Origin of the sequence: Wolbachia endosymbiont (group A) of Paraperithous gnathaulax (assembly GCF_964028485.1) — a bacterium.
Classification (GTDB): domain Bacteria; phylum Pseudomonadota; class Alphaproteobacteria; order Rickettsiales; family Anaplasmataceae; genus Wolbachia; species Wolbachia pipientis.
This window is the reverse complement of sequence record NZ_OZ034784.1, coordinates 572,131-592,409: the sequence shown is the minus strand read 5'-3', so window position 1 is coordinate 592,409 and position 20,279 is coordinate 572,131. Positions and strand designations below refer to the sequence as shown.

Below are 20,279 nucleotides of genomic sequence, written 5' to 3'. Positions count from 1 at the left end.
TTTATGAGTAATGGAAATCACCTACGTAATATTCTCATAGGAGGTGTAGTAGCTTTTAGCGTACTTGAGTTTTGCTTCTATCTATCTGGTATATTGTTTGTTCTGTTTGCTGATGGTCCGGATGCTGTGGATTTTAAGGCAATTAATCCTAGTTTGACGCCTTTCCCTCAAGCTCTTTGGCCAACGATTTTTGATCATATACAATATTGTTGGCATCATCCAGAGTTATATAGCCTTGAGCTCAAAATCACATTAATTATATCTTCTGCACTGCCTATCATTGTTTTAATGATTATCTTATGGAATTTAAGAGAAAGGATAATTGAGTGGCGACCATTTAAAAAGAAGGAATCACTTCATGGAGATTCGCAGTGGGCATCAGAGAAAGACATACGAAAAGCAGGATTAAGAAGCAAAAAGGGATTATTGCTTGGTAAAGATAAAAGAGGATACTTCATTTCTGATGGGTTTCAGCATGCATTGTTATTTGCACCTACAGGTTCTGGTAAGGGTGTTGGCTTTGTAATTCCTAATTTATTATTTTGGACTGACTCGGTAATTGTACACGACATAAAATTAGAAAACTATGAAATAACAAGTGGTTGGCGAGAACGACAAGGACAAAAAGTATACGTATGGAATCCAGCGCAGCCAGATGGAATAAGTCACTGTTACAATCCATTACAATGGATTAGTGAAAAACCTGGGCAGATGGTTGACGATGTGCAGAAAATAGCTAACCTAATCATGCCTGAACAAGACTTTTGGCAGAATGAAGCAAGAAGCTTATTTGTTGGAGTGGTATTATACTTACTTGCTGCACCAGAGAAAGTTAAATCTTTTGGTGAAGTTGTGCGTACGATGCGTAGTGATGACGTGGTTTATAATCTTGCTGTTGCTCTTGATACAATGGGTAAAATACTACACCCTGTAGCATATATGAATATTGCAGCTTTTTTACAAAAAGCTGATAAAGAAAGGTCAGGTGTTGTATCAACCATGAACTCATCACTTGAATTGTGGGCAAACCCATTGATTGATACTGCAACTGCGTCAAGTGATTTTAATATTCTAGATTTTAAAAAGAAGAAAATTACAGTTTATGTTGGTTTAACTCCTGACAACTTGACTAGGCTCAGGCCTTTAATGCAGGTTTTTTACCAACAGGCAACTGAGTTTTTATGTAGAAAATTGCCATCGGATGACGAGCCTTATGGCGTATTGTTTTTAATGGATGAGTTTCCTACACTTGGAAAAATGGAGCAATTTCAAACAGGTATTGCATATTTTCGTGGTTATCGAGTTAGGTTATTCTTAATTGTTCAAGATACTGAGCAGCTCAAAGGAATATACGAAGAAGCAGGGATGAACTCCTTTTTGTCAAACTCGACTTACAGAATAACTTTTGCAGCCAATAATATTGAAACAGCTAATTTAATATCGCAACTTATAGGAAACAAAACTGTACAACAAGAATCGTTGAATAAGCCTAAATTTTTAGATTTAAATCCTGCTTCAAGGTCATTACATATCTCTGAAATACAGAGAGCATTGCTATTGCCTCAAGAAGTTATTATGTTGCCACGTGACGATCAGATAATTTTAATAGAGTCGACTTACCCAATTAAATCAAAGAAAATTTTGTACTACAGTGATACCACCTTCACAAGAAGGCTGCTCAAACAAACTCGTGTGCCTACACAAGAACCATATGACCCAAACAAAGTTCTTTCTGCCGCTGCGAGCAAAGATAAGGTTAATAACGAGGGGAATAATGTTCTTGAGGGACCTAATTCAGTTGATTATCCTGCTGAAACTAAAACCGAAGATGCAGTATATGATGAATCAGATGAATTTGCAGACGAAGATATTGATGATGAAGATATCGACGATAAGTTTGAAGATGATGACGAGGAAGATGAGGATAGGAGCGATGATGGGTTTGATGACGAAGAAGAGGAGGATGAATTTGAAGATGAGGATAAATTAAAAAATGACGAGAAGTAAGGTTAACTTTGCCTATTTTTAGCTCAGAAAAGTGCAAGTTATGCAAATAATTAGGTTTTTCATATTAAGCCATTTTTAATTAATTAGTATTAGATTAGCTATTTTAACTAGGGGAGTAATAATGATTAGTAAAAAAACATTAGCGGTTACAGCATTTGCTTTATTGTTGTCACAACAATCTTTTGCAAGTGAAACAGAAGGGTTTTACTTTGGTGTGGGTATTACGGTCAATATTTAAATAACACAAGCGTACTAAAAACAAGCACTACAGGTATCAAAAATTTGTCTATAAATGACAGGGGTGCTCAGAACACAGAAGGTCAGTCACTAAGTGAGTATAAAGGAGATTATAATCCACCTTTTGCTGCAAATGTGGCATTTGGTTACACAGGAGAATTGGGTAACAAAAGCTATAGGGCTGAATTGGAAGGGATGTATTCTTCTGTAAAAGTGGATAATATTGGTTTAACAAGTAGCCAAATAACTGTTTCATACCTAAAGGAGACTGGTGAGGATCCTAATAAAGAAACTTATCTCTATAGTGCTGCAGTTAGTCATGACCAAATTGAGAACATATCTGTAATGGCAAATGTTTATCATCATTGGAAAAGTGACCGTTTCTCTTTTTCTCCTTACGTTGGTATTGGGATCGGTGCAACAAGAATGACGATGTTTGAAAAACCGTCAATAAGACCCGCAGGTCAATTAAAAGCTGGCTTTGACTATCGCATAAACGAAGATGTAAATATGCATATTGGATATAGAGGTTTTGGTGCTATTGGTAGCGATATTAAGCTTACAGCAAAAAGGTTAGGACAAGTGGTAGACGACCCTAATAATGATAAAAAAAAGAAGCTTAATCCTAGCTCAGGTAGCAAAGTAACTGAGGAAATAAATATAGGTAATCAACTATTTCACACACACGGTATAGAGGCTGGTCTTACTTTCCATTTTGCCAGCAAAGCTTAAACATGTTGCCCTTTAAAAAATGCATAAAACCGTTCCTGTCGTCCTATGGCTTGACCATAGGATCTAGTTAAATATAGATCCAAGTAGTCACGCTACTTGGATGACTAGGTAGAGGGTACTGGGATGATATAGGATAATATGGGATGAAGGCAAAAAAACATTAGCTATGTTCTTTTCACAACAATGCATCTCTTCATTCCCGCTAAGTCATATACATATTCCTGAAAAGCTAATTCGTATGAGGGGATTATTTTGTCAATATTGCTTTGATCTTCACCTATCTCCAATATCGCAAACCCATTTTTTTTAAGGCACTTTCTCAATATTGGAAAAATGCTCAAGTAACAGCTCAAACCATCAATACCACCATCAAGGGCAATTCTTGGTTCCTTTTGCACTTCAGCTTGCAAGTCTTTCAATTTGCTTCTTTTAATATATGGAGGATTACTGATTATAAGATCGAATGAACCTCTGCACTCTGTCCACGAACTTGGAAATATTTTGGCTCTGCTGAGAAGATCATGTTTTTTTGTGTTCTGATAGGCAACTTTATATGCTTCCAAGCTTTTTTCAAAACCGACGCCAACAGCATATTCATACTCACTAAGTACGGATATCAATAAACAACCTGTGCCTGTACCAAAATCTGCAATTTTTAGTTTCTGTTTTTTGTTTGGGTAATATTTTAACACTGCTAGGATTATTGTTTCACTATCTGGCCTTGGATCTAAAACATGCTGGTTAACTATAAAATTTTTACTCCAGAATTCACGATTACCTATTATTTGCGATATTGGATATCTTTCCGCTCTTTTTTTTGTTAATTTCCAAAATAAAAGTTCTTTCTCCATCGGCACTTGATCAGCATGGTTCACAATTATAAATGATCTTTCCACTCCAAGTACGTGCTGCATGATGATTTCACAATCTAAATGTGGTGATTCAACTTTATGTGACGATAATAACTCCGATCCTTCTTGAATTAAAGTGCTGATTGTTTTCATTATTCTAAAAATATGTTTCTTTCAGCCAAAAATAGCAAGATGAGCTTCCAGTTTAGGGTAGCTGCACTAAATCCCAGTGTCAAGCACGCAGCTGTACGAACATTGCAATTTGCAGATCCAAGTAGCTTGACTACTTGGATCCAGCTAAGTTGGTGAGCATAAAAGTATAGCTAATGCGAGCTTTACGTCATACCGTCACGGTATCTCTAGATTCCGCTAACACGTAGCGGGACGACGAGGTCAGGGTGTCATCCTAGTACCTTCTCCTGTCATCCCAGTGCCCTGACTACTTGGATCCAGGAAAAAGAATGGTGTCATCCAAGTAGCCTCCCTCCCCTGTCATCCCAGTGCCCAGACACTGAGATCCAGAAAAGTTTGCTTGTAAGAGGTTGTCCGGAAACTAGTAAATTCAAGCATATTCCCTCTTTAACATAACCCTACTCATAGCTAGGTATATGAAATTCTCAGTGGATGTTGTGAGTAAATCATACTCCTTCGATAGCCTTCTATTCCTATTAACCCAAGCAAAAGTCCTTTCTACAACCCATCTTCTTGGCTGTACTTTAAACCCTTGTTCTCTTGTTGGTAGTAGCTCAGGTGGCGTATCTTTGTGCACCCAAAATCTACATGGAGGCCTTTTAACAATTTCAATATCTATGTCATATTCTTCCTTTATGTGATTCTTTAAATTTCTTCCTTGGTATCCCATGTCAGCCCACATTTTTTTAACTTTAGTATATTTTGTTCTCATATTGTTTAATGCTATTTTAATACCATCTCTATCATTTTCGTTAGCAGCGCCTACGTAACAACCTAGTATAAAACCCTGAGTGTCTGTAATTATATGCCTTTTTCTACCCTTTACTTTTTTACTTCCATCATAGCCTTTGATCCCCCCTTTTCTGTAGTCTTTACAGATTGACTATCTACTATACAGGCACTCGGCTGCTCATTCCTTCCTATTTTTCTTCTACTATATTTTGTAATTTCATAATTCATTTTCTCAAAAATTCCCTGCTTCTTCCATTGCCTGAACTGCTCATACACAGTCTTCCATAGCGGAAAATCATTTGGTAAATACCGCCATTGACACCCTGTACGCAATACATAGAAAATTGCTTCTAATATTTCTTTTTTGCTATACTTTGGCGGCCTTCCTCCTTTCTTGTATGATACTCTGAAGTGTTTTTCTATTCTTGCCCATTCCCTTTCGCTTAGATCTGTTGGATACTTTTTTCTCATCTTTACCCCGTACTAAAATTTCAGATATTATAGCCTTTTACTTGTTTCCGGACAACCTCTAATACCAATTCCCATTACACGGCAAACAGATGGACAAAGATGGAAGAAAAGCCATAATGAAGTAAGTAAAATAGTTGAGGTATAAATGGCATTAAGATCAAAATTATTGGATGAAAAAGTAGTAGAATCAGCAAAAGAAATGCTGAAGAAAGTAAGGAATAATGCATATGTTTCAAAAAAACTAAATGCTGTAATTGCAGCAAAAAAGTACAGTATAACGGCTGTAGCAAAAATATATTGCATTTCAAGAAGCGCACTAACTTCGTGGGTAAAACTCTTGAAATTTGGCAGAGAAGAAAAACTGTTTGCTCCTCCACAACGCCGTAGAAAAACTAAATTAAATCAGGTTCAACTACAGCAAATTGAAGAGTGGATAGAAGAAAATCCTAATATTACCATTAAAGAAATGAGAATAAGAATCCAGGAAAAGTTCAGATTAAATATCAGCAAATCTACAGTACACCGCTATATGCAAAAGATGAAATTCTCATATATTACACCAAGACCAGTTCATAATGGACAAGATAAAAGCAAACAAGAGGAATTCAAAAAAAAATCTCAATGGAGCTATTAGCAAGTATCCAGAAAAAGAGCTATTTTTCTTTGATGAATCACGGTTTGGCACACATTCAAAGGTTGGACATGGGTGGTTTAAAAAGGGGATTAGAACACAGGTTAAAACAAAATTAGGTAGGCAAAATTTCTATCTCTATAGTGCGGTTAATCCTAGAAATGGAGAGAGTTCTAGCTTATTTGCACCAAATGTCAACACTGATTGCATGAACATATTTCTTGAGCAGATGTCGCAATATCTAGAAACACGAGAGGCTTTTCTTGTTATGGATTGTGCTAGTTGGCATAGGTCAAAAAATTTAAAGGTACCTAAAAATATCGATATTATATACCTACCTCCGTACTCACCTGAGCTAAATCCTGTTGAGAGGCTTTGGTTATATATAAAACAGAACATTTTGCGCAATAAAATATACGATACAATTGCTCTGCTTGAGGGTGCTTTGTGCAAATTTATTACTTCTCTTGCCAGCTCCACAATTAAACAACTCTGCAATGTCTCCTATTTGACTGGCCAACAATGAGAGTTGGTATAAGTACGATAAAAGATCCTTGTTATTTTTACTATTTCACATAAATTGTGAACTTTTAAAATCTGTTTATCATTTTGATAAAGTGCAGAAGAAAGGTTTCGTATCATTTGCTCTACAGAAATCACCAAGACAAATAAACACTTCATTTAAAGAGTTTATGTCACAAGAAGCTGTAGAGCAGATACTGAAGTTTGAAAACCAATTGCAGGGTTTTTTCCATCACCAAGATCGGATATATATGTTTGTACGTCGAGGAAGTGATATGGATTTACTGCTTAACTCAAATAAAGTTGTTCATGGTCATAAACCTGAGTGGATGATTTTAGATTTCTCTCTTGATGGCACTCAGGTTAATCTCTGTGCTAAAAATACTAATAAAGCTGTGGAAATAGCAAATAGTATTGCAAGTGGGTATTTTGACTGCGAATGTACTTTTGTAAATATACAAGATAAGAACTTTCCACTACAAGTGCACAAATTTCTTCAAGCATGTATAGATGGTTCTGACTCTGACATTTGTATATTTGAGTTAAATTTTAAGTCAGATTATTTTAAAAATAGTAATACATATCTTACTTTAAGTGTAAAGCCGTATGATCCTATTGCACCAGAGTTACATATTTTAAAGCCATCTATTGGCAACATACTACAATCTATTCAATCAGCTAAAGTAATGTTCCAAAACAAAAAGGTAACATTTTCTTTCAAATCAAGTGGGGAAATTTATTATTCAGAGCATCCGCTCAATAAAAAAGAAAGAGAGGACCTGAAGAAACATATGGAACAATCTTATGGTCTTAAAATCCTTTCACGAGCAAATTGCTGATCTTTTAAGTTCAAATAGTTCTTGGGTCAATCCAAGTCAAAATCACATTAAAGCAGCAAGATACTTATTTGATCTTGGATTGATAAAAATGCAAAAAAGATACTATATTGTTTGCTCTCGTGAAGAAGATCATCTTGATTGGCCAAATGTAATTGATCCAAGTTGTAGCAATGAGATTTTCATTGATCCAGACTTTGATGAAGCATGTGATGACGCTATTTGTGAAAACTGTTCTCGTCATATTTTGCCTAACACTTATCAAAAACAGAGATTTCATCTCTTATCCATATACTTAAATACAGAGAAAATCATAGACTGGTTTGAAACAAAGTTGAATGATTCAAGACTTATGTGGGAAAAAGTAGAAAAAGGAGTTTATTATATTTGTAACCAAGGTCGCATTGTAAATCTAATAATCCTTGATTTTTGTACTGATGCGATATTTTTAACTATAGATAAACTTAGAGTCCATCCGACAGCTCTCATCACTCTAAAAAAAGATATACCTAATCTATTGTTGAGCCTATATGTAGTGCCAATGGTAGAACTGTTTTGTCAGCTTAAGACTTTAACTGAGATATTTCAAGAGGCAGCTAAAAGAGGAGTACCAGAGGTAGTAGAAAATACTTCTTTGCAAGTTTTACCAGCTTCGTATATTTCGCTTAAACGTGTTGAACCAATTGTACCAACAAAGCTTTTGGAGTTACAAATAGTTAAAGGTATGGTATATGTTAATAGTATTGAAGTTATAAATAAAAAAGCTGCATCATGTCTTAATATTTTTCGAATATTATTTAGGCAATTTTTACATGACTGTGAGAAAGAATTACCACCTGAAAAACATACACTTCTCAATATTAATCAGTTAGAAAAGCTCTTGGGGCTTAGTTTAGAAGCAGATTTAGAACAACAAATCAGAAAACCATTAAATAAAATGCAAAGAACAATCAAATCTACACTTGCTGAGAAATTAGGATTAAGTATTGAACGTGATGATGTAATACAAACCCTTGGTTGGCAAAGATCATCATATGGTTATCGGATTAACCCTTTTACTTTGACTATAAAAAAATAGAATTTCCTGATTTTAAAAATTTTCAGCTCCATGAGTAAATTTTCCAACTCCACGTGCAAATGGTCCTGTTTTTACATCAAGCCATTTATCTTCTTTTGAACCATTAGCCATTCCTTTAACTATTTGCTTTGCTTGTAAAAGCTCTTGAACTATACGCTCTAGTCTATCCCTTCCCATACTATGAAAAACTTCAGGCAATCTATGTCGTTGTTTATGTATTCCTGCACTTCCTGTATGAGTAAATGGATGTCCTGAACTAGCAGCTCGCGCAATTGAATCAATAAGATATATTTTAAGATCTTTATCGCTAATATTTTGAGCTTTTAATTGTTCAGTAATGTCTTCTAACAGCCCTATTTCTTCATTTCTCAGATAAGTACGTACAGTACGATCAGCCAGGCCATTTGCTTTAACAACAGCTCCATAAAATAGTGCATTTTGTCTTGGGATTTTTCCAATTGACCTAAAAATCATTGGTTTAGTCATATCTTCAACAGGCCAAAAAGCAAAAGAACACCTGACTCCATTGACGAGAGCAGAAGTGCCTCGAATAGCATCTCGTGCTTGCTCTACTGTTGATATAGGTTTTTCTCCCTTTAATTTCCTCATATGATGTGCAGTAATTATTGAAGCTCCAGTGTTACATGCTAAATCAGACAATAAACACATGAGGTAATCTCCTACTGCTGGATCAGCATTTAAATCTGCATGAATGAAAGAAGCAAGAGGATCAAATATAATGAGCTTCAAATCTTTTACCTTGCTCAGCTGTTTCACTACAGACTCAAATTCTGGAGATATTTCTACAACTTTACCGCGAACATTCTTAAGTATGGTAAAAGATCCTCCTATATTTGGCAGTGGTATAATAAATAGCCTATCTTTATATTTTAATCTCTCGCATTTTGGATCAAGTCGTTCTAAGCGACGATGTATTTCATTTGTATCATCCTCTGCGGAAAATACCACCACAGACCCATGTTCAGTAACAGGTGGGCCAAATCCACACACCTGGTCTATGCTACTTGCAACCTTGAGGGCTAGGTCAAGAAGAAGCATACCTTTGCCTGTATCTCCCATTGCAGCCAAAATGGAGGTTACACCCAAAGGAAATAATCCTTCAACCAAGAATCTTTGCTTTGGTACTGGACCTACAAAACGCTCTACACTCCAGCTAAAAATATCAAGTGGTGGTTTAATAATTATTTTTCTTGAGTTTTTTTCAATAAATTCCGAAACATTTATTCCCTCTAACACACAATCAGCAGCATCCCAACTCCTTGGTTTATTCGGTGGAATCTTAAGCGTAGCAAGTGATGCAACACCAAGTTCTAAAAGCTTCTTTTCAGCGTTTTTGGCATATTTATTACCTGCTTCATCGTTGTCTGGCCAAATGATAACATGTTTACCTCTAAGCGGAGTCCAATCTGTTCTATCAATAGGCGCATTTGCTCCAAACATTGCTGTTGTTGCAGTTATTCCTTTCTCTATAAGTGCTTCTGCGCATTTTTCTCCTTCAACCAGAATAACTTTATCGGACTTTAAAATACCTGGAATGTTGTAGAGTGGTCTTATCTCCGGCTCTTTGAATCTTTGTTTTTTAACATCAAATGGTTTAAACTGTTTTTTCTCTAAAGGAGGATCATAACGATAGACTATTACAATCAATTGGTTATTTTCATCGTAGTAATTCCAACTACAAGTCAGATATTGTTCTAGATTTCTGATATTGTTTTGTTTCTTAAGACCAAGCCATTCACTTATTGAAGCCATTACTTCAGGAAATTCTATTTTGGCATTTTTCCCATGTACCGTTGCCCAAAGGTCAATAATGTCACCACCTTCTCCTGTTGCAAAATCTTTCCATAATCCGGCTCTTTCGCCTGTTAACTCTATTACAGTACTTTTGCCTTTGTTACCCTGTACATCACCTACATAAAACTTATCGCCACGAAATGTTCCTCTTGGTAGTAGGTGAAAAAGACAAGATCTGATATTTTGCAAAAGCTGAGTCTTTAACTCTACCATAGTATCCATTTTTGCGGATAAGTTAGGCCGTAGCTATAATTTTAGAATTCCGCCAACGCCCATTTACTCTGCTAATAAATTTTGCTGGTATTGATTTGCCGTTTCTTAACTCATATACTACTTGCAAGACATTTGCACGTTTACTTGGTTGAAACATTACAATACCAGATGTATAAAAGCTTCTTAAAGCATTAGCACCAATTAAAGCTTGAAAAGGGCTTTTTGCGAGTGTAGCTGTCGATACTTTTCTGGTATGACGTGTAATAATGATTCCAGCCATAGGATTAATTACAGAACGTAGTTTTTCTACTCTGCTTTGCAGGCCAGAAAACATATTTTCATAGTCAAGAGAATCCAAGACGATAAGGTCTATTGTTTTAAATTTTTCTCCTATGATCTCTTTTATTCTCTCTATACCTTCATCGTTTAAAGTTAATCTCATCTTTGTAGTAACAATCAAGTTTTCTTCTGCTAGATTTGGCAGCCTTTGATTGGTTATGATTTGTTGTATTCGTTCCCTGATGTAATTGTACTCCATCTCATTTTGCAGATAGACTATTTTTAGTGGCCTTGCTGACTTCATCTTAAGAAACGACACTCCTGCTGCAAGATGTGCAAGCAAAGAGAGAAGAAAATAACTTTTGCCAACCTTTGGAGTACCACCAATGACTAAAGACCACCTGGAGTGAGAATTCGTGGAGCTATTATGTCCTCTGGTATTGGTGATTGATCACTCAAGTACTGCTTTACAGAAAATATTTTTTCTTCTCTTTTTTCTCCACTCTTTGATTTTTTATTGAGCCACTTTCTAGCAGAATATATATCACCCTTAATTAAAATCCAAAGATCAATAATATCACCACCAGTTCCTTCGGTAAAATTACGCCAATCACCAGCTTCCTTACCTACTATTTTAACTGTAATTGTATTTCCATTTAAGTCTCCAATATAAGTTTTTTCTCGGTAAAACTCACCATTTGGAAGTAGGTAAGAAACACACTCCTTGATATTATCAATTAATAATGCTTTTATCTTTTCTTGCTTTTTAGACATAAAATTCCCATACATATTTTTCATACGTTTAAAGTTGAGATTAGCTAGCTCGCAAACAGTTTCAAAAGATTTTGAATTCAGCCAATGAATTGCTTCTTTTCTTAGCTTTGGGTTTTTTCCTACTGAATCCTGAATACCTCTAGTAACGACGGCAGACCAAAGCTTTTCCTCGTCGTACTTCAAAATGGAATCCTGTCAATCTCGTAATTTTTACGATATTCTGGAGTAATTACCGAGGCAATTTTGTTCTTCTCTCCATATTCATCAGTTATAACACCTACCTTTACTGTAAACTCCAACCCATTTAATTCTGCAATTGAATTTAGCTTACGAGCAAGGATTGCACTTTCTGAATTGTCATGTGGATGAATGTCGCGTGCCGATTCCAAGATACTGCGAAGCATAGAGCGACCCATTTCTCCCCAAGTATCTTCTGCTTTATTACTTTTAATACCAATTATTTGGTAAATCTTGTGCTTTTCATATAGACCTTCAATAACGGTAAATTCTGTATTTAAATAAATGCTACCGGTAGTGGGGCTTTTAGTAAACCAATGCTCATAACCTCCAGGCTTGATTGTCATTTTTACCTTTACTATTGTACCTTTTGGTATCAATCTACTTTGCGGTTTTACAGTGTTAAAATCAGTTAATAGGTTTTGTAACATATATCACTCTCCATGTTTAAATTTTAAAACTTGCTTTTAATCTTTGTAAGCAGCTTGCCTAAATGCGGTTCTTCAACCATACTCAGGCGTCCGCTGCGGTCTTTAGCTGGGTATCCCCAAGGGTTTAAAGTGTGGCAAACAAAAGAGCGCTTCTCCGTTCCATCATCTTTCTTGATTCCAACCATACTGATTACTTCGTCAACTATCCCAGGAATTTCACTGGCAGTTTTAGTTCCTTCACATTGAGGTAGCCAGTTTGGGCGATTAAAATCGTCTAAATACTGACCTAAAGTACCAACTATGATGATGTCTTTGTCTCTGATATGTTGAAATTGATTGAGCCAAGCCATCATTTCTTGAGCAAGTAATCCATAGGCAGCTCTCATATCCTGTTTTCCTGATCTCTCAGAAAAAGCTTCAGGTTGCATTTTTGCCCATAATAGACATAAACGTGAAGCAACGGTTATGCTATCTACAAAAATGCATCGGTATTTAGAAAACTCAGAGGAAAAATCTTTGTACTTACTAGATACATGTTCATAGTGTCTTTGGCTATATGCTTGATCAGACTTCAGCGCAGGATTAGGCCCCCTATAAGACAAGCAGTATCTCTAGCTTCATTCCAAGTGCGAAGACTAATTGAATCTCCTTGCCAATCTTGAACAGCAAGAAGCCCTGCTTCAAAATTAAGGCAAAGTGTTGGTTCATCTACGGTCTTTAGGAGACTTGTTTTACCAATACCATAAGGACCAAAGATGACCATTTTTACAGTTGATATTGTTTGCAATCTTTCATTATTATTCAAAATTTTAAGAACCATTATTTATCCATGCTACGGTGTGTATATATACAAGAAAGGCAAAAATTTTGTTCAATTTTTCTTTTTGCCTGCGTAGTAAATAGAAAAAAGTTTGGCACGTATCTTCTTGATAATATTGTTTAAAGTGGTTCTTGAAACGTTGTTCATTTTGGCAACTTCATGTAAGTTGAAAAACTTAAGTTGCTCACATATATTTTGCCATTCCTTTGGTAAAACCGAGATCATATAGTCTACATCAATGCGTTTTGTTATTTCACTCTCAAGTAGCTCTGTTACATCGATACTAATATAGTTATTGATATCGCGTTTTGCACATCGCTGTTTCTTTAGCAAGTTAATAGCTTTGTTTTCAGTTAGTCTTGCTACAAAAGTGTTAAAGCTACTTTTATCTTCATTATACTGATCAAGACATGGCCAAATTTCACAGAAGAGTTCTTGCTCAAGATCTTCGTGAGCTTCATTAATAAAGCACTTAGCAAGTTTCAGTCTATAAGCTTGATATTTTACATTTTTAATAACTATATGGTAGTTTTGTAATTTCATAACTTTCCTTAAAAACAAATTGATGCTTTTAAGGATGAGAGTTATTAATGCTGTTATGTAGGACAGGAGCAAAAATAAATAATACTGATGCGATTTTTAATCTATTGATATTCTGTTATTTTTTTTTGAGAATAATACTTATACAATTTAAAATAATACAATTCAGGTTTTTGGAACCTATTTTGAATGGATTTCAATATTTTTAAGAATGGGTAGCTCAGGCTTCCTAAAGTTATATTAAAAATATATAAGAATTTCATATTTTGAAATTCAATATCACCTAAAGAGCTAAAAATGTGGATTTCGCTATTAAAAGAATAGCTTAAATTTTTAAGAGGAAAAGTATGCTCTCTATAACCTTAAGTTCCGTTCCTAATTACTGGCTTCCTAAATCAGGAATTAGGAATCAGGAATCTAGAACTAGCCTGTATGGCGGGTTTTCACCATGCGTTCCTAAAACCGTTCCTAGGAACGGCATATCTGAAGTCCGCCAATATGGAGGATTCTAGCTTCCTGAAACCCTTATATATAATATATATAATACATATATAAAAATATACACATATATAAAAACATATAAAATATAAAAGTAGAATAATAAAAAACCTCTAGAAGTAGAAAAATCATGTTTAGAAGGTTTTCAAATTCAAGAATTATAAAAAATTTTTCAAAAATTGAAGATTTTTTGGACGAAAATTTTCCAAATCTTGTATATATATGTACTCGGCAATTGAAAGATTTGGCAAACAAACTGGCTGTAAAAGAGTTTTCATGTTAGTTCTTAGTTGTAAAATTTCGAAAATTAAAGATTTTTTGGACGTAATTTTTTCAAATCTTGTATATATATGTACTCGGCAATTGAAAGGAAATGCTCACCCTAGATCTTGGTAAACAAACTGGTTGGACTATTTTACATGATGGAATAGTACAAAGTGGAAGTAAGAGTTTTCATGTTAGCAGGTTTAGTGGTGGTGGAGTGCAGTTTTTAAACTTTCGTAATTGGCTTAATGCACTTAAGTATAAATTTCCAGGTATTGAAGTTGTGTACTTTGAAGAAGTGAGAAGACATCTAGGAACTGATGCTGCACATATCTATGGAGGGTTTTTAGCACACCTTTCTGCTTGGTGTGAGGAAAGCAATATTTCCTATCAAGGTGTTTCGGTTAAGACTATTAAACGTTTTATAACTGGCAAGGGTAATGCAAGTAAAGCTGATGTCATTGAGGCAGTACAGGAAAAGGGTTTTTGTCCAATGGATGATAATGAAGCGGACTCTTTAGCTTTAATGTTCTATGTTATGAATTTTAGCAAAGATTTTAATATATTAAAAACATCATAAAAAGTGGGTCCTTCCGGCCATGCTGGCGGATTTGGTGGTCCTGACCCCAGGCCTTCTTTAGCGTCAGAGATATTTCAAATGTTAACTACTTACGAAATTATAGCTGAGCAGTGCTAAAAAGGAGAAAAAAAGGTGAGAATTACGCAAGCAGAGTGGGCAAGGGAAAAAGGATTTTCGAGGCAATATGTCTGTTCTTTAGTAAAAAAAGGAATAGTTGAGCTGGAAGATGGACTTATTGACCGAGAACAAGCAAATGAAGCGGTAGCAGCAATAAGAGATCCAAGTCAACCACTGAGGAGAAAAGAGCGCGGAGAAACACTTTCAACGATATTGCTAAAAACGCGAATAAAAAATGAAACCGAGCGTGGTAAACTTTTGGAAGCTAAAGTGAAAGCTGAAATAGGCAAATTTGTGTCAATTGAAGAGGTAAAAACTGAAGCATTTAACGTAGCAAGAGTTGTTCGTAATAATTTACTTAATATTCCAAATAGAGTTTCAGCGCTGCTTGCATCACTGAGTGACACTGAAAAGATTCATATGGTACTAACTGAAGAGATTACAAACTCACTCCAAGAATTATCTAATACTAAATTTCAAATATAAAAAAGATTTTGAATATAAAATGGCTGATAACTTAAGTTTGGAGTTAATAAAGTGTCTCATTAATCAACCTGGATTAGATGTTAATGTTAGAGGATTAAATGGAAAAACCCCACTACATTGCGCTATAGAATTTGACGAATTAAGCATGGTAGATTTGTTACTCACGAAGAAGAACATTAATCCTTTCGTAGAAGATAATGATGGTAAAACATCTCTTGACTATGCTAAAGAAGGGAAAAAAGCAGAAATATTACAAGCGCTAATTAATAACAAATACGGGTCAGAACAAGATAGCTTACTTCATTTGGCCGCAATGATAGGTGAAGTTAATGCAGTTAGATATTTGATCAGAAAAGGTATTGACGTTAATGCACGAAATGCTCTGCATCATACTCCATTACATCTAGCAGCAGGCATAGGACATGGAAATGTTGTCAAAATTTTAGTAGAAGAAGGAAATGCTGAAATTGATGTCTTTGATGCACGGAATCAGACACCAATGCACTATGCAGTTAATAACAAAAAATTGGAGATAGTAAAGTTACTGCTGAAGCTTGGAGCAGATGTAAATAGCGCGCGCATAGGACAAAACTCAATGAAATTGTCACCTGTTCATATAGCTGCAAGTAATACTAATTACGATGAAAGAGACTTATGTCTTGATATTCTCAAATGCTTAATAAAGGAGCCTAATGCTCAAGTCAATTTGCAAGACTACGAAAATAAAACACCACTACATTACGCTGAAAGACTTAAAACAATAGAAGTTTTACTAACGCGAGAAGATATAGACCCTCTAGTAAAAGACGATAGCGGCAAGACACCATTTGATTACGCTAAACCTGAGATAAAAAAGGCTTTGATAAGTAATAAATACGGTTCTGAAAAGAATAGTCTACTACATTTAGCTGCACAAAAAGGAGAAATTGAGCTTGTAGAGTCTATCTTAAAAGAAGAAATTGATATTGATATTTCAAATAATAAAGGTCTATCACCGATTTACCTTGCTGCAGAAAAAGGGCATTTACATGTAGTAAAGTTATTGCTGAAAAAAGGAGCAAATTATACACCTGTTTTACATTTAGCAATCAAATCAAACAATTTAGAGTTATTTAAAGTTTTGTTTACTGAAAAAAATGGTGCATTGCTCTGCAAAGATACCGTTGTTAATTTTCCAACCCTTCATAATAAATATACAGCACAGAGAGAAATAGCAGATAAAAGGACGAAAAAACATAATAATATTATCTGTATCTGTATTACAGTTAGCGCAGTAGCAATGGCAGCATATATAGGTTTAACGGTAACAGCAATAAGCAGTGCAATCATTTTTGCAACAATAACAGGGGTATTTGCGCTTGTTATAGCAATAATGATAAGTGAGATGAGCAAAAGATATATAGAAAACGAATTTCAGAAAAAGATGTTTATGGAATTGGAAGAGTGTAGTTCTACTGTTAATGATGTTGAGATAGAACCAGTTATGAGTAGATGCAGGCAATGATATACGCAACATCTTTTTCTGAAGGTTTAAGACCAGATCCGCAACTTAAAGTATCAGAGTGGGCGAATGAGTATCGAGTTTTAGCAGCAACTGCAGCATCAGAACCAGGAAAATGGAGAACAGAGAGAACGCCATACCTTAAAGAAATCATGGATTCACTATCTCCGTCTTCAACTGCAGAGAAAATAGTATTCATGAAAGGAGCGCAGATTGGAGGAACAGAAGCTGGTAACAATTGGATAGGCTATATCATCGATCAAACACCAGGTCCAATGCTGGTAGTACAGCCAACAGTTGAAATGGGAAAACGTTGGTCGAAGGGAAGATTTGCACCGTTGATAGAGAGTACACCATGTTTAAAGAGTAAAGTAAAAGACCCAAGATCAAGAGACTCAGGCAATACTGTACAAAGTAAGGAGTTTCCAGGTGGAATAGTAGTAATAACTGGAGCGAATAGCAGTGTAGGACTTAGATCCATGCCAGTAAAATATCTCTTTCTTGATGAAATAGATGCCTATCCAGGAGATTCAGGAGGAGAAGGTGATCCAGTACTGCTCAGTATTGCTCGAACTAATACATTTGCACGTCGAAAGATTTTTTTAGTATCAACACCAACGATTCATGGAATAAGTAGAATTGAGAAGGAATTTGAAGCAACAGATAAGCAGTACTTTTTTGTTCCCTGTCCGCATTGTAATTATTACCAAGTATTAAAGTGGTCACAAATAAAATGGGAAAATAATGACTCAAAAACAGCACATTATGTCTGCACTGAATGTAGCGGCAAAATAGAAAATCATCAAAAGACAGAGATGCTAGACCGTGGAGAATGGAGAGCTACAAATCAAGTACACAATAGCAAAGTAATAGGATTTCACCTTTCAAGTCTTTATAGCCCAGTTGGGTGGTATAGTTGGCAACAAGCAGTAGAAGATTTTCTGCATGCAAGGGAAAGTGAACAATTACTGAAAGTTTGGATCAACACAACGCTTGGAGAAACCTGGGTAGATAAGGGAGAAGTACCAGACTGGAAGCAATTATTCAACAGAAGAGAATTTTTTCCCGTAGGCACAGTACCTAAGAGAGAAGTGGTACTTACTGCAGGTGTTGATGTTCAAAAAGATCGGTTAGAAGTAGAAGTTGTAGCATGGGGAAAAAGCCGTGAAAGTTGGTCAATAGACTACCGAGTATTTGAAGGAGATACAGGAAGTGGAGAAGTATGGAAAAAGCTTTCAGAGCTGTTAAACATCATTTTATCGGTGAAAATGGGCTTGAATATATGATAAGTATGATGGCAGTAGATGCTGGATATGCAACGCAAGAAGTATACAATTGGGTAAGAGGTCATCAAGGCTGTGGAAGAGTAATGGCAGTCAAAGGTGTAAATAAAGCTCTAGTACCACTTAGCAGTCCAAGCAGAGTAGATATAACAGTTGGTGGGCAAAAGCTGAAAAGAGGAATAAAGCTATGGCCAGTAGGAGTATCGATATTAAAGTCAGAACTTTTTCAATTACTTAATGTTTTAAAAGAAGAAGAGAAAGTGCCAGCAGGGTATTGTCATTTTCCCGAGTATGTACCTGAGTATTTTAAGCAGCTAACGGCAGAGCAATTAGTCAGCAAGGTAGTAAAAGGATACACCAAACAAGAGTGGCAAAAAGTAAGAGAAAGAAATGAAGTATTAGATTGCCGAATTTACGCAAGAGCAGCATCAATAGCACTGGGAGTAGACAGATGGCCAGAGAGTAAATGGAATAGTTTAAGTGAAAAACCAGAAAGTAAAAAATCAAAGAAAATAGTGAAAAGTAAGTGGATCAGCACCGGAACAGACAAAATCTGTTAAACCAGAAAGAAACGTCCTAATGCACATTGCAGTAATTTTTGGATATAATTTTATGAAGAAGTGCTTCTGCAGTTATAATCGAGTTCGCAATGGTGCAATAAATGCCCGTGGATCAGTATGATTTTGGAAGGGACGGTCAAACCATTGATGGAGCTTCTTAGCTACCTCGTTTAGAAGATTGTGTAATATAACCGCCCCAAGCTAAAGCACTTCTTCACTATAAGGTATATATAAGGGATTTTATATGGCAAAAGCAAAAAGTAAATTAGAAGTAGTGAATCCTAATGCAGCAGGGATTGATATTGGTTCATCTGTACATTATGCATGCGTACCAGAAGGGAGAGATAAACAACGCGTTCAAAAATTTGGGTGCTTTACAGTAGATCTTCATAACCTAGCAAAGTGGTTGAAAAAGTGTGAAGTTAGAACGATAGCCATGGAATCAACAGGAGTATATTGGATTCCTTTGTTTCAAATACTTGAATCATATGGATTCGAAGTTAAACTGGTAAATGCACGACATGTAAAAAATGTACCTGGAAGAAAATCAGACGTTCAAGATTGCCAGTGGTTACAGCAATTACATAGCTATGGGTTACTTCAAGGATCATTTAGGCCTGATAACCAAATTTGTGTACTACGTGGTTATAATAGACAACATGACAACCTGATAAAAAGTGCAGCTGTACACACTCAACGTATGCAAAAAGCATTAATTCAAATGAACATTCAATTACACAAGGTTATTAGTGATATTACAGGTGTAACTGGTATGCGAATCATTAAAGCAATAATTGCGGGTGAAAGAAACTCTAATAGATTGGCTGAATTGAGTGATAGACGAATAAAAAATGACAGATCAACCATAGCAAAAGCACTAACAGGTGACTATAGAGAAGAGCATTTGTTTACATTAAAGCAAGAATACGAAGCATATACTTTTTTTCAAGAGCAAATAAAAGAATGTGATAAAAGTATGGAAAACTATTATAAAACACTTGAAACAAGATCAAATGAAAATAAGCAATGCAGTAAAGTAAAGAGGTCTGCAGGAAACAAACCAAACTTTGCTGCACACGAAGAATTGTATCGAATAACTGGCATGGATTTCACCAAAGTTCCAGGGCTTAATACATCAAATATACAGACCATCCTCTCAGAAGTTGGTCTTAATGCTAATAAATGGCCATCAGAAAAACATTTTACTTCTTGGTTGGGATTATGTCCATTTAATAGGATTACAGGAGAAAGAGTGATTAGAAGTGGAACTCGTAAAGTAATTAACCGTGCTGCAAATGCTTTTCGACTTGCTGGTTATTCTATGTTGCACAGTAAAAGTGCATTAGGTGCGTACTGTAGAAGATTGAAAAATCGATTGGGAGCACCAAAAGCAATAACTGCTACAGCAAGAAAATTAGCATGTATTTTTTATCAAATGCTAAAATGTGGACAAGAATATGTAGAAAAAGGAATGGATTATTATGAAAAGTTATATAAGGAAAGAGTAGTAAAGAATCTGGGTAAAAAAGCCAATGAATTTGGTTATATCCTGATAAAAAAAGATGAGCTGATAGGGGAAGTTTCTTAGAAGC

Annotated in this window: 14 protein-coding genes and 4 pseudogenes; 10 read left to right on the top strand and 8 right to left on the bottom strand. The window is 35.5% G+C overall.

Features of this window, described 5'->3' with window-relative positions; all coding sequences use genetic code 11:
- Positions 1 to 3 precede the first annotated feature (3 nt).
- Positions 4 to 2,007 carry a type IV secretory system conjugative DNA transfer family protein gene (locus tag ABWU74_RS03125; protein WP_077188467.1) on the top strand — a complete coding sequence of 668 codons (2,004 nt, stop codon included), beginning with the start codon at positions 4 to 6 and terminating at the stop codon, positions 2,005 to 2,007.
- Positions 2,008 to 2,128: 121 nt separating this feature from the next.
- Positions 2,129 to 2,976, top strand: a pseudogene (locus tag ABWU74_RS03120) (P44/Msp2 family outer membrane protein).
- Between the two features lie 164 nt (positions 2,977 to 3,140).
- Here ABWU74_RS03120 and prmC read toward each other — a convergent pair.
- Both prmC and ABWU74_RS03110 read right to left on the bottom strand, forming a co-directional pair.
- Positions 3,141 to 3,980, bottom strand: a complete 840-nt coding sequence (gene prmC, locus ABWU74_RS03115; protein ID WP_010962305.1) for a peptide chain release factor N(5)-glutamine methyltransferase — start codon at positions 3,978 to 3,980, stop codon at positions 3,141 to 3,143.
- 409 nt (positions 3,981 to 4,389) lie between these two features.
- Positions 4,390 to 5,222 (bottom strand): annotated as a pseudogene (locus tag ABWU74_RS03110) (IS5 family transposase).
- A gap of 145 nt (positions 5,223 to 5,367) precedes the next feature.
- Here ABWU74_RS03110 and ABWU74_RS03105 point away from each other — a divergent pair.
- The 3 genes from ABWU74_RS03105 to ABWU74_RS03095 all read left to right on the top strand — a co-directional run bounded on the left by ABWU74_RS03105 (position 5,368) and on the right by ABWU74_RS03095 (position 8,289).
- Positions 5,368 to 6,379 (top strand): IS630 family transposase gene (locus ABWU74_RS03105; protein ID WP_094745768.1). Its coding sequence is split into 2 segments (ribosomal slippage): positions 5,368 to 5,829 and positions 5,831 to 6,379, totalling 1,011 coding nucleotides; the frame shifts between segments, so codons are not numbered across the junction.
- Between the two features lie 166 nt (positions 6,380 to 6,545).
- On the top strand, positions 6,546 to 7,214 hold the full coding sequence (locus ABWU74_RS03100; RefSeq protein WP_353289431.1) for a hypothetical protein: 669 nt from the start codon (positions 6,546 to 6,548) through the stop codon (positions 7,212 to 7,214).
- An 88-nt stretch (positions 7,215 to 7,302) separates the two neighbouring features.
- Entirely contained in the window at positions 7,303 to 8,289 is a 987-nt protein-coding gene (locus ABWU74_RS03095; RefSeq protein ID WP_353289430.1) for a hypothetical protein, read from the top strand.
- 12 nt (positions 8,290 to 8,301) lie between these two features.
- Here the strand turns inward: ABWU74_RS03095 and ABWU74_RS03090 are convergent, their stop codons facing one another.
- The 6 genes and pseudogenes from ABWU74_RS03090 to ABWU74_RS03065 all read right to left on the bottom strand — a co-directional run bounded on the left by ABWU74_RS03090 (position 8,302) and on the right by ABWU74_RS03065 (position 13,401).
- On the bottom strand, positions 8,302 to 10,317 hold the full coding sequence (locus ABWU74_RS03090) for an AAA family ATPase (RefSeq protein WP_353289429.1): 2,016 nt from the start codon (positions 10,315 to 10,317) through the stop codon (positions 8,302 to 8,304).
- 22 nt (positions 10,318 to 10,339) lie between these two features.
- Entirely contained in the window at positions 10,340 to 10,939 is a 600-nt protein-coding gene (locus tag ABWU74_RS03085; RefSeq protein WP_353289428.1) for a hypothetical protein, read from the bottom strand.
- Between the two features lie 47 nt (positions 10,940 to 10,986).
- Positions 10,987 to 11,553, bottom strand: coding sequence for a hypothetical protein (locus tag ABWU74_RS03080; RefSeq protein ID WP_353289427.1), 567 nt, complete (start codon positions 11,551 to 11,553; stop codon positions 10,987 to 10,989).
- Entirely contained in the window at positions 11,550 to 12,038 is a 489-nt protein-coding gene (locus ABWU74_RS03075; RefSeq protein ID WP_264375552.1) for a hypothetical protein, read from the bottom strand. Before ABWU74_RS03075 ends, ABWU74_RS03080 begins: the two co-directional genes overlap by 4 nt.
- A 23-nt stretch (positions 12,039 to 12,061) precedes the next feature.
- A pseudogene (locus tag ABWU74_RS03070) lies at positions 12,062 to 12,858 on the bottom strand (ATP-binding protein).
- 51 nt (positions 12,859 to 12,909) lie between these two features.
- On the bottom strand, positions 12,910 to 13,401 hold the full coding sequence (locus tag ABWU74_RS03065; protein WP_353289426.1) for a sigma-70 family RNA polymerase sigma factor: 492 nt from the start codon (positions 13,399 to 13,401) through the stop codon (positions 12,910 to 12,912).
- 868 nt (positions 13,402 to 14,269) lie between these two features.
- On the opposite strand from ABWU74_RS03065, the gene ABWU74_RS03060 reads away from it, so the two are divergent.
- The 5 genes and pseudogenes from ABWU74_RS03060 to ABWU74_RS03040 all read left to right on the top strand — a co-directional run bounded on the left by ABWU74_RS03060 (position 14,270) and on the right by ABWU74_RS03040 (position 20,275).
- Positions 14,270 to 14,740, top strand: coding sequence for a Holliday junction resolvase (locus tag ABWU74_RS03060; protein ID WP_353289425.1), 471 nt, complete (start codon positions 14,270 to 14,272; stop codon positions 14,738 to 14,740).
- 132 nt (positions 14,741 to 14,872) lie between these two features.
- Entirely contained in the window at positions 14,873 to 15,343 is a 471-nt protein-coding gene (locus ABWU74_RS03055) for a hypothetical protein (RefSeq protein WP_007549853.1), read from the top strand.
- A 19-nt stretch (positions 15,344 to 15,362) separates the two neighbouring features.
- The gene (locus tag ABWU74_RS03050) at positions 15,363 to 16,847 is read left to right on the top strand and encodes an ankyrin repeat domain-containing protein (protein ID WP_353289424.1); all 1,485 of its coding nucleotides are present in this window, start codon (positions 15,363 to 15,365) and stop codon (positions 16,845 to 16,847) included.
- Positions 16,844 to 18,687 (top strand): annotated as a pseudogene (locus ABWU74_RS03045) (phage terminase large subunit family protein). The gene ABWU74_RS03050 and the pseudogene ABWU74_RS03045 overlap by 4 nt, the downstream one beginning before the upstream one ends.
- A 244-nt stretch (positions 18,688 to 18,931) precedes the next feature.
- Positions 18,932 to 20,275, top strand: a complete 1,344-nt coding sequence (locus ABWU74_RS03040; protein WP_262986668.1) for an IS110 family transposase — start codon at positions 18,932 to 18,934, stop codon at positions 20,273 to 20,275.
- The last annotated feature ends 4 nt before the right edge of the window (positions 20,276 to 20,279 follow it).

Bases quoted from the DNA above. Each gene is read 5' to 3' on its own strand.
- ABWU74_RS03125 (WP_077188467.1), top strand. From the start codon at position 4: ATGAGTAATGGAAATCACCTACGTAATATTCTCATAGGAGGTGTAGTA.
- prmC (WP_010962305.1), bottom strand. From the start codon at position 3,980: ATGAAAACAATCAGCACTTTAATTCAAGAAGGATCGGAGTTATTATCG.
- ABWU74_RS03100 (WP_353289431.1), top strand. From the start codon at position 6,546: ATGTCACAAGAAGCTGTAGAGCAGATACTGAAGTTTGAAAACCAATTG.
- ABWU74_RS03095 (WP_353289430.1), top strand. From the start codon at position 7,303: ATGCAAAAAAGATACTATATTGTTTGCTCTCGTGAAGAAGATCATCTT.
- ABWU74_RS03090 (WP_353289429.1), bottom strand. From the start codon at position 10,317: ATGGTAGAGTTAAAGACTCAGCTTTTGCAAAATATCAGATCTTGTCTT.
- ABWU74_RS03075 (WP_264375552.1), bottom strand. From the start codon at position 12,038: ATGTTACAAAACCTATTAACTGATTTTAACACTGTAAAACCGCAAAGT.
- ABWU74_RS03065 (WP_353289426.1), bottom strand. From the start codon at position 13,401: ATGAAATTACAAAACTACCATATAGTTATTAAAAATGTAAAATATCAA.
- ABWU74_RS03060 (WP_353289425.1), top strand. From the start codon at position 14,270: ATGCTCACCCTAGATCTTGGTAAACAAACTGGTTGGACTATTTTACAT.
- ABWU74_RS03050 (WP_353289424.1), top strand. From the start codon at position 15,363: ATGGCTGATAACTTAAGTTTGGAGTTAATAAAGTGTCTCATTAATCAA.
- ABWU74_RS03040 (WP_262986668.1), top strand. From the start codon at position 18,932: ATGGCAAAAGCAAAAAGTAAATTAGAAGTAGTGAATCCTAATGCAGCA.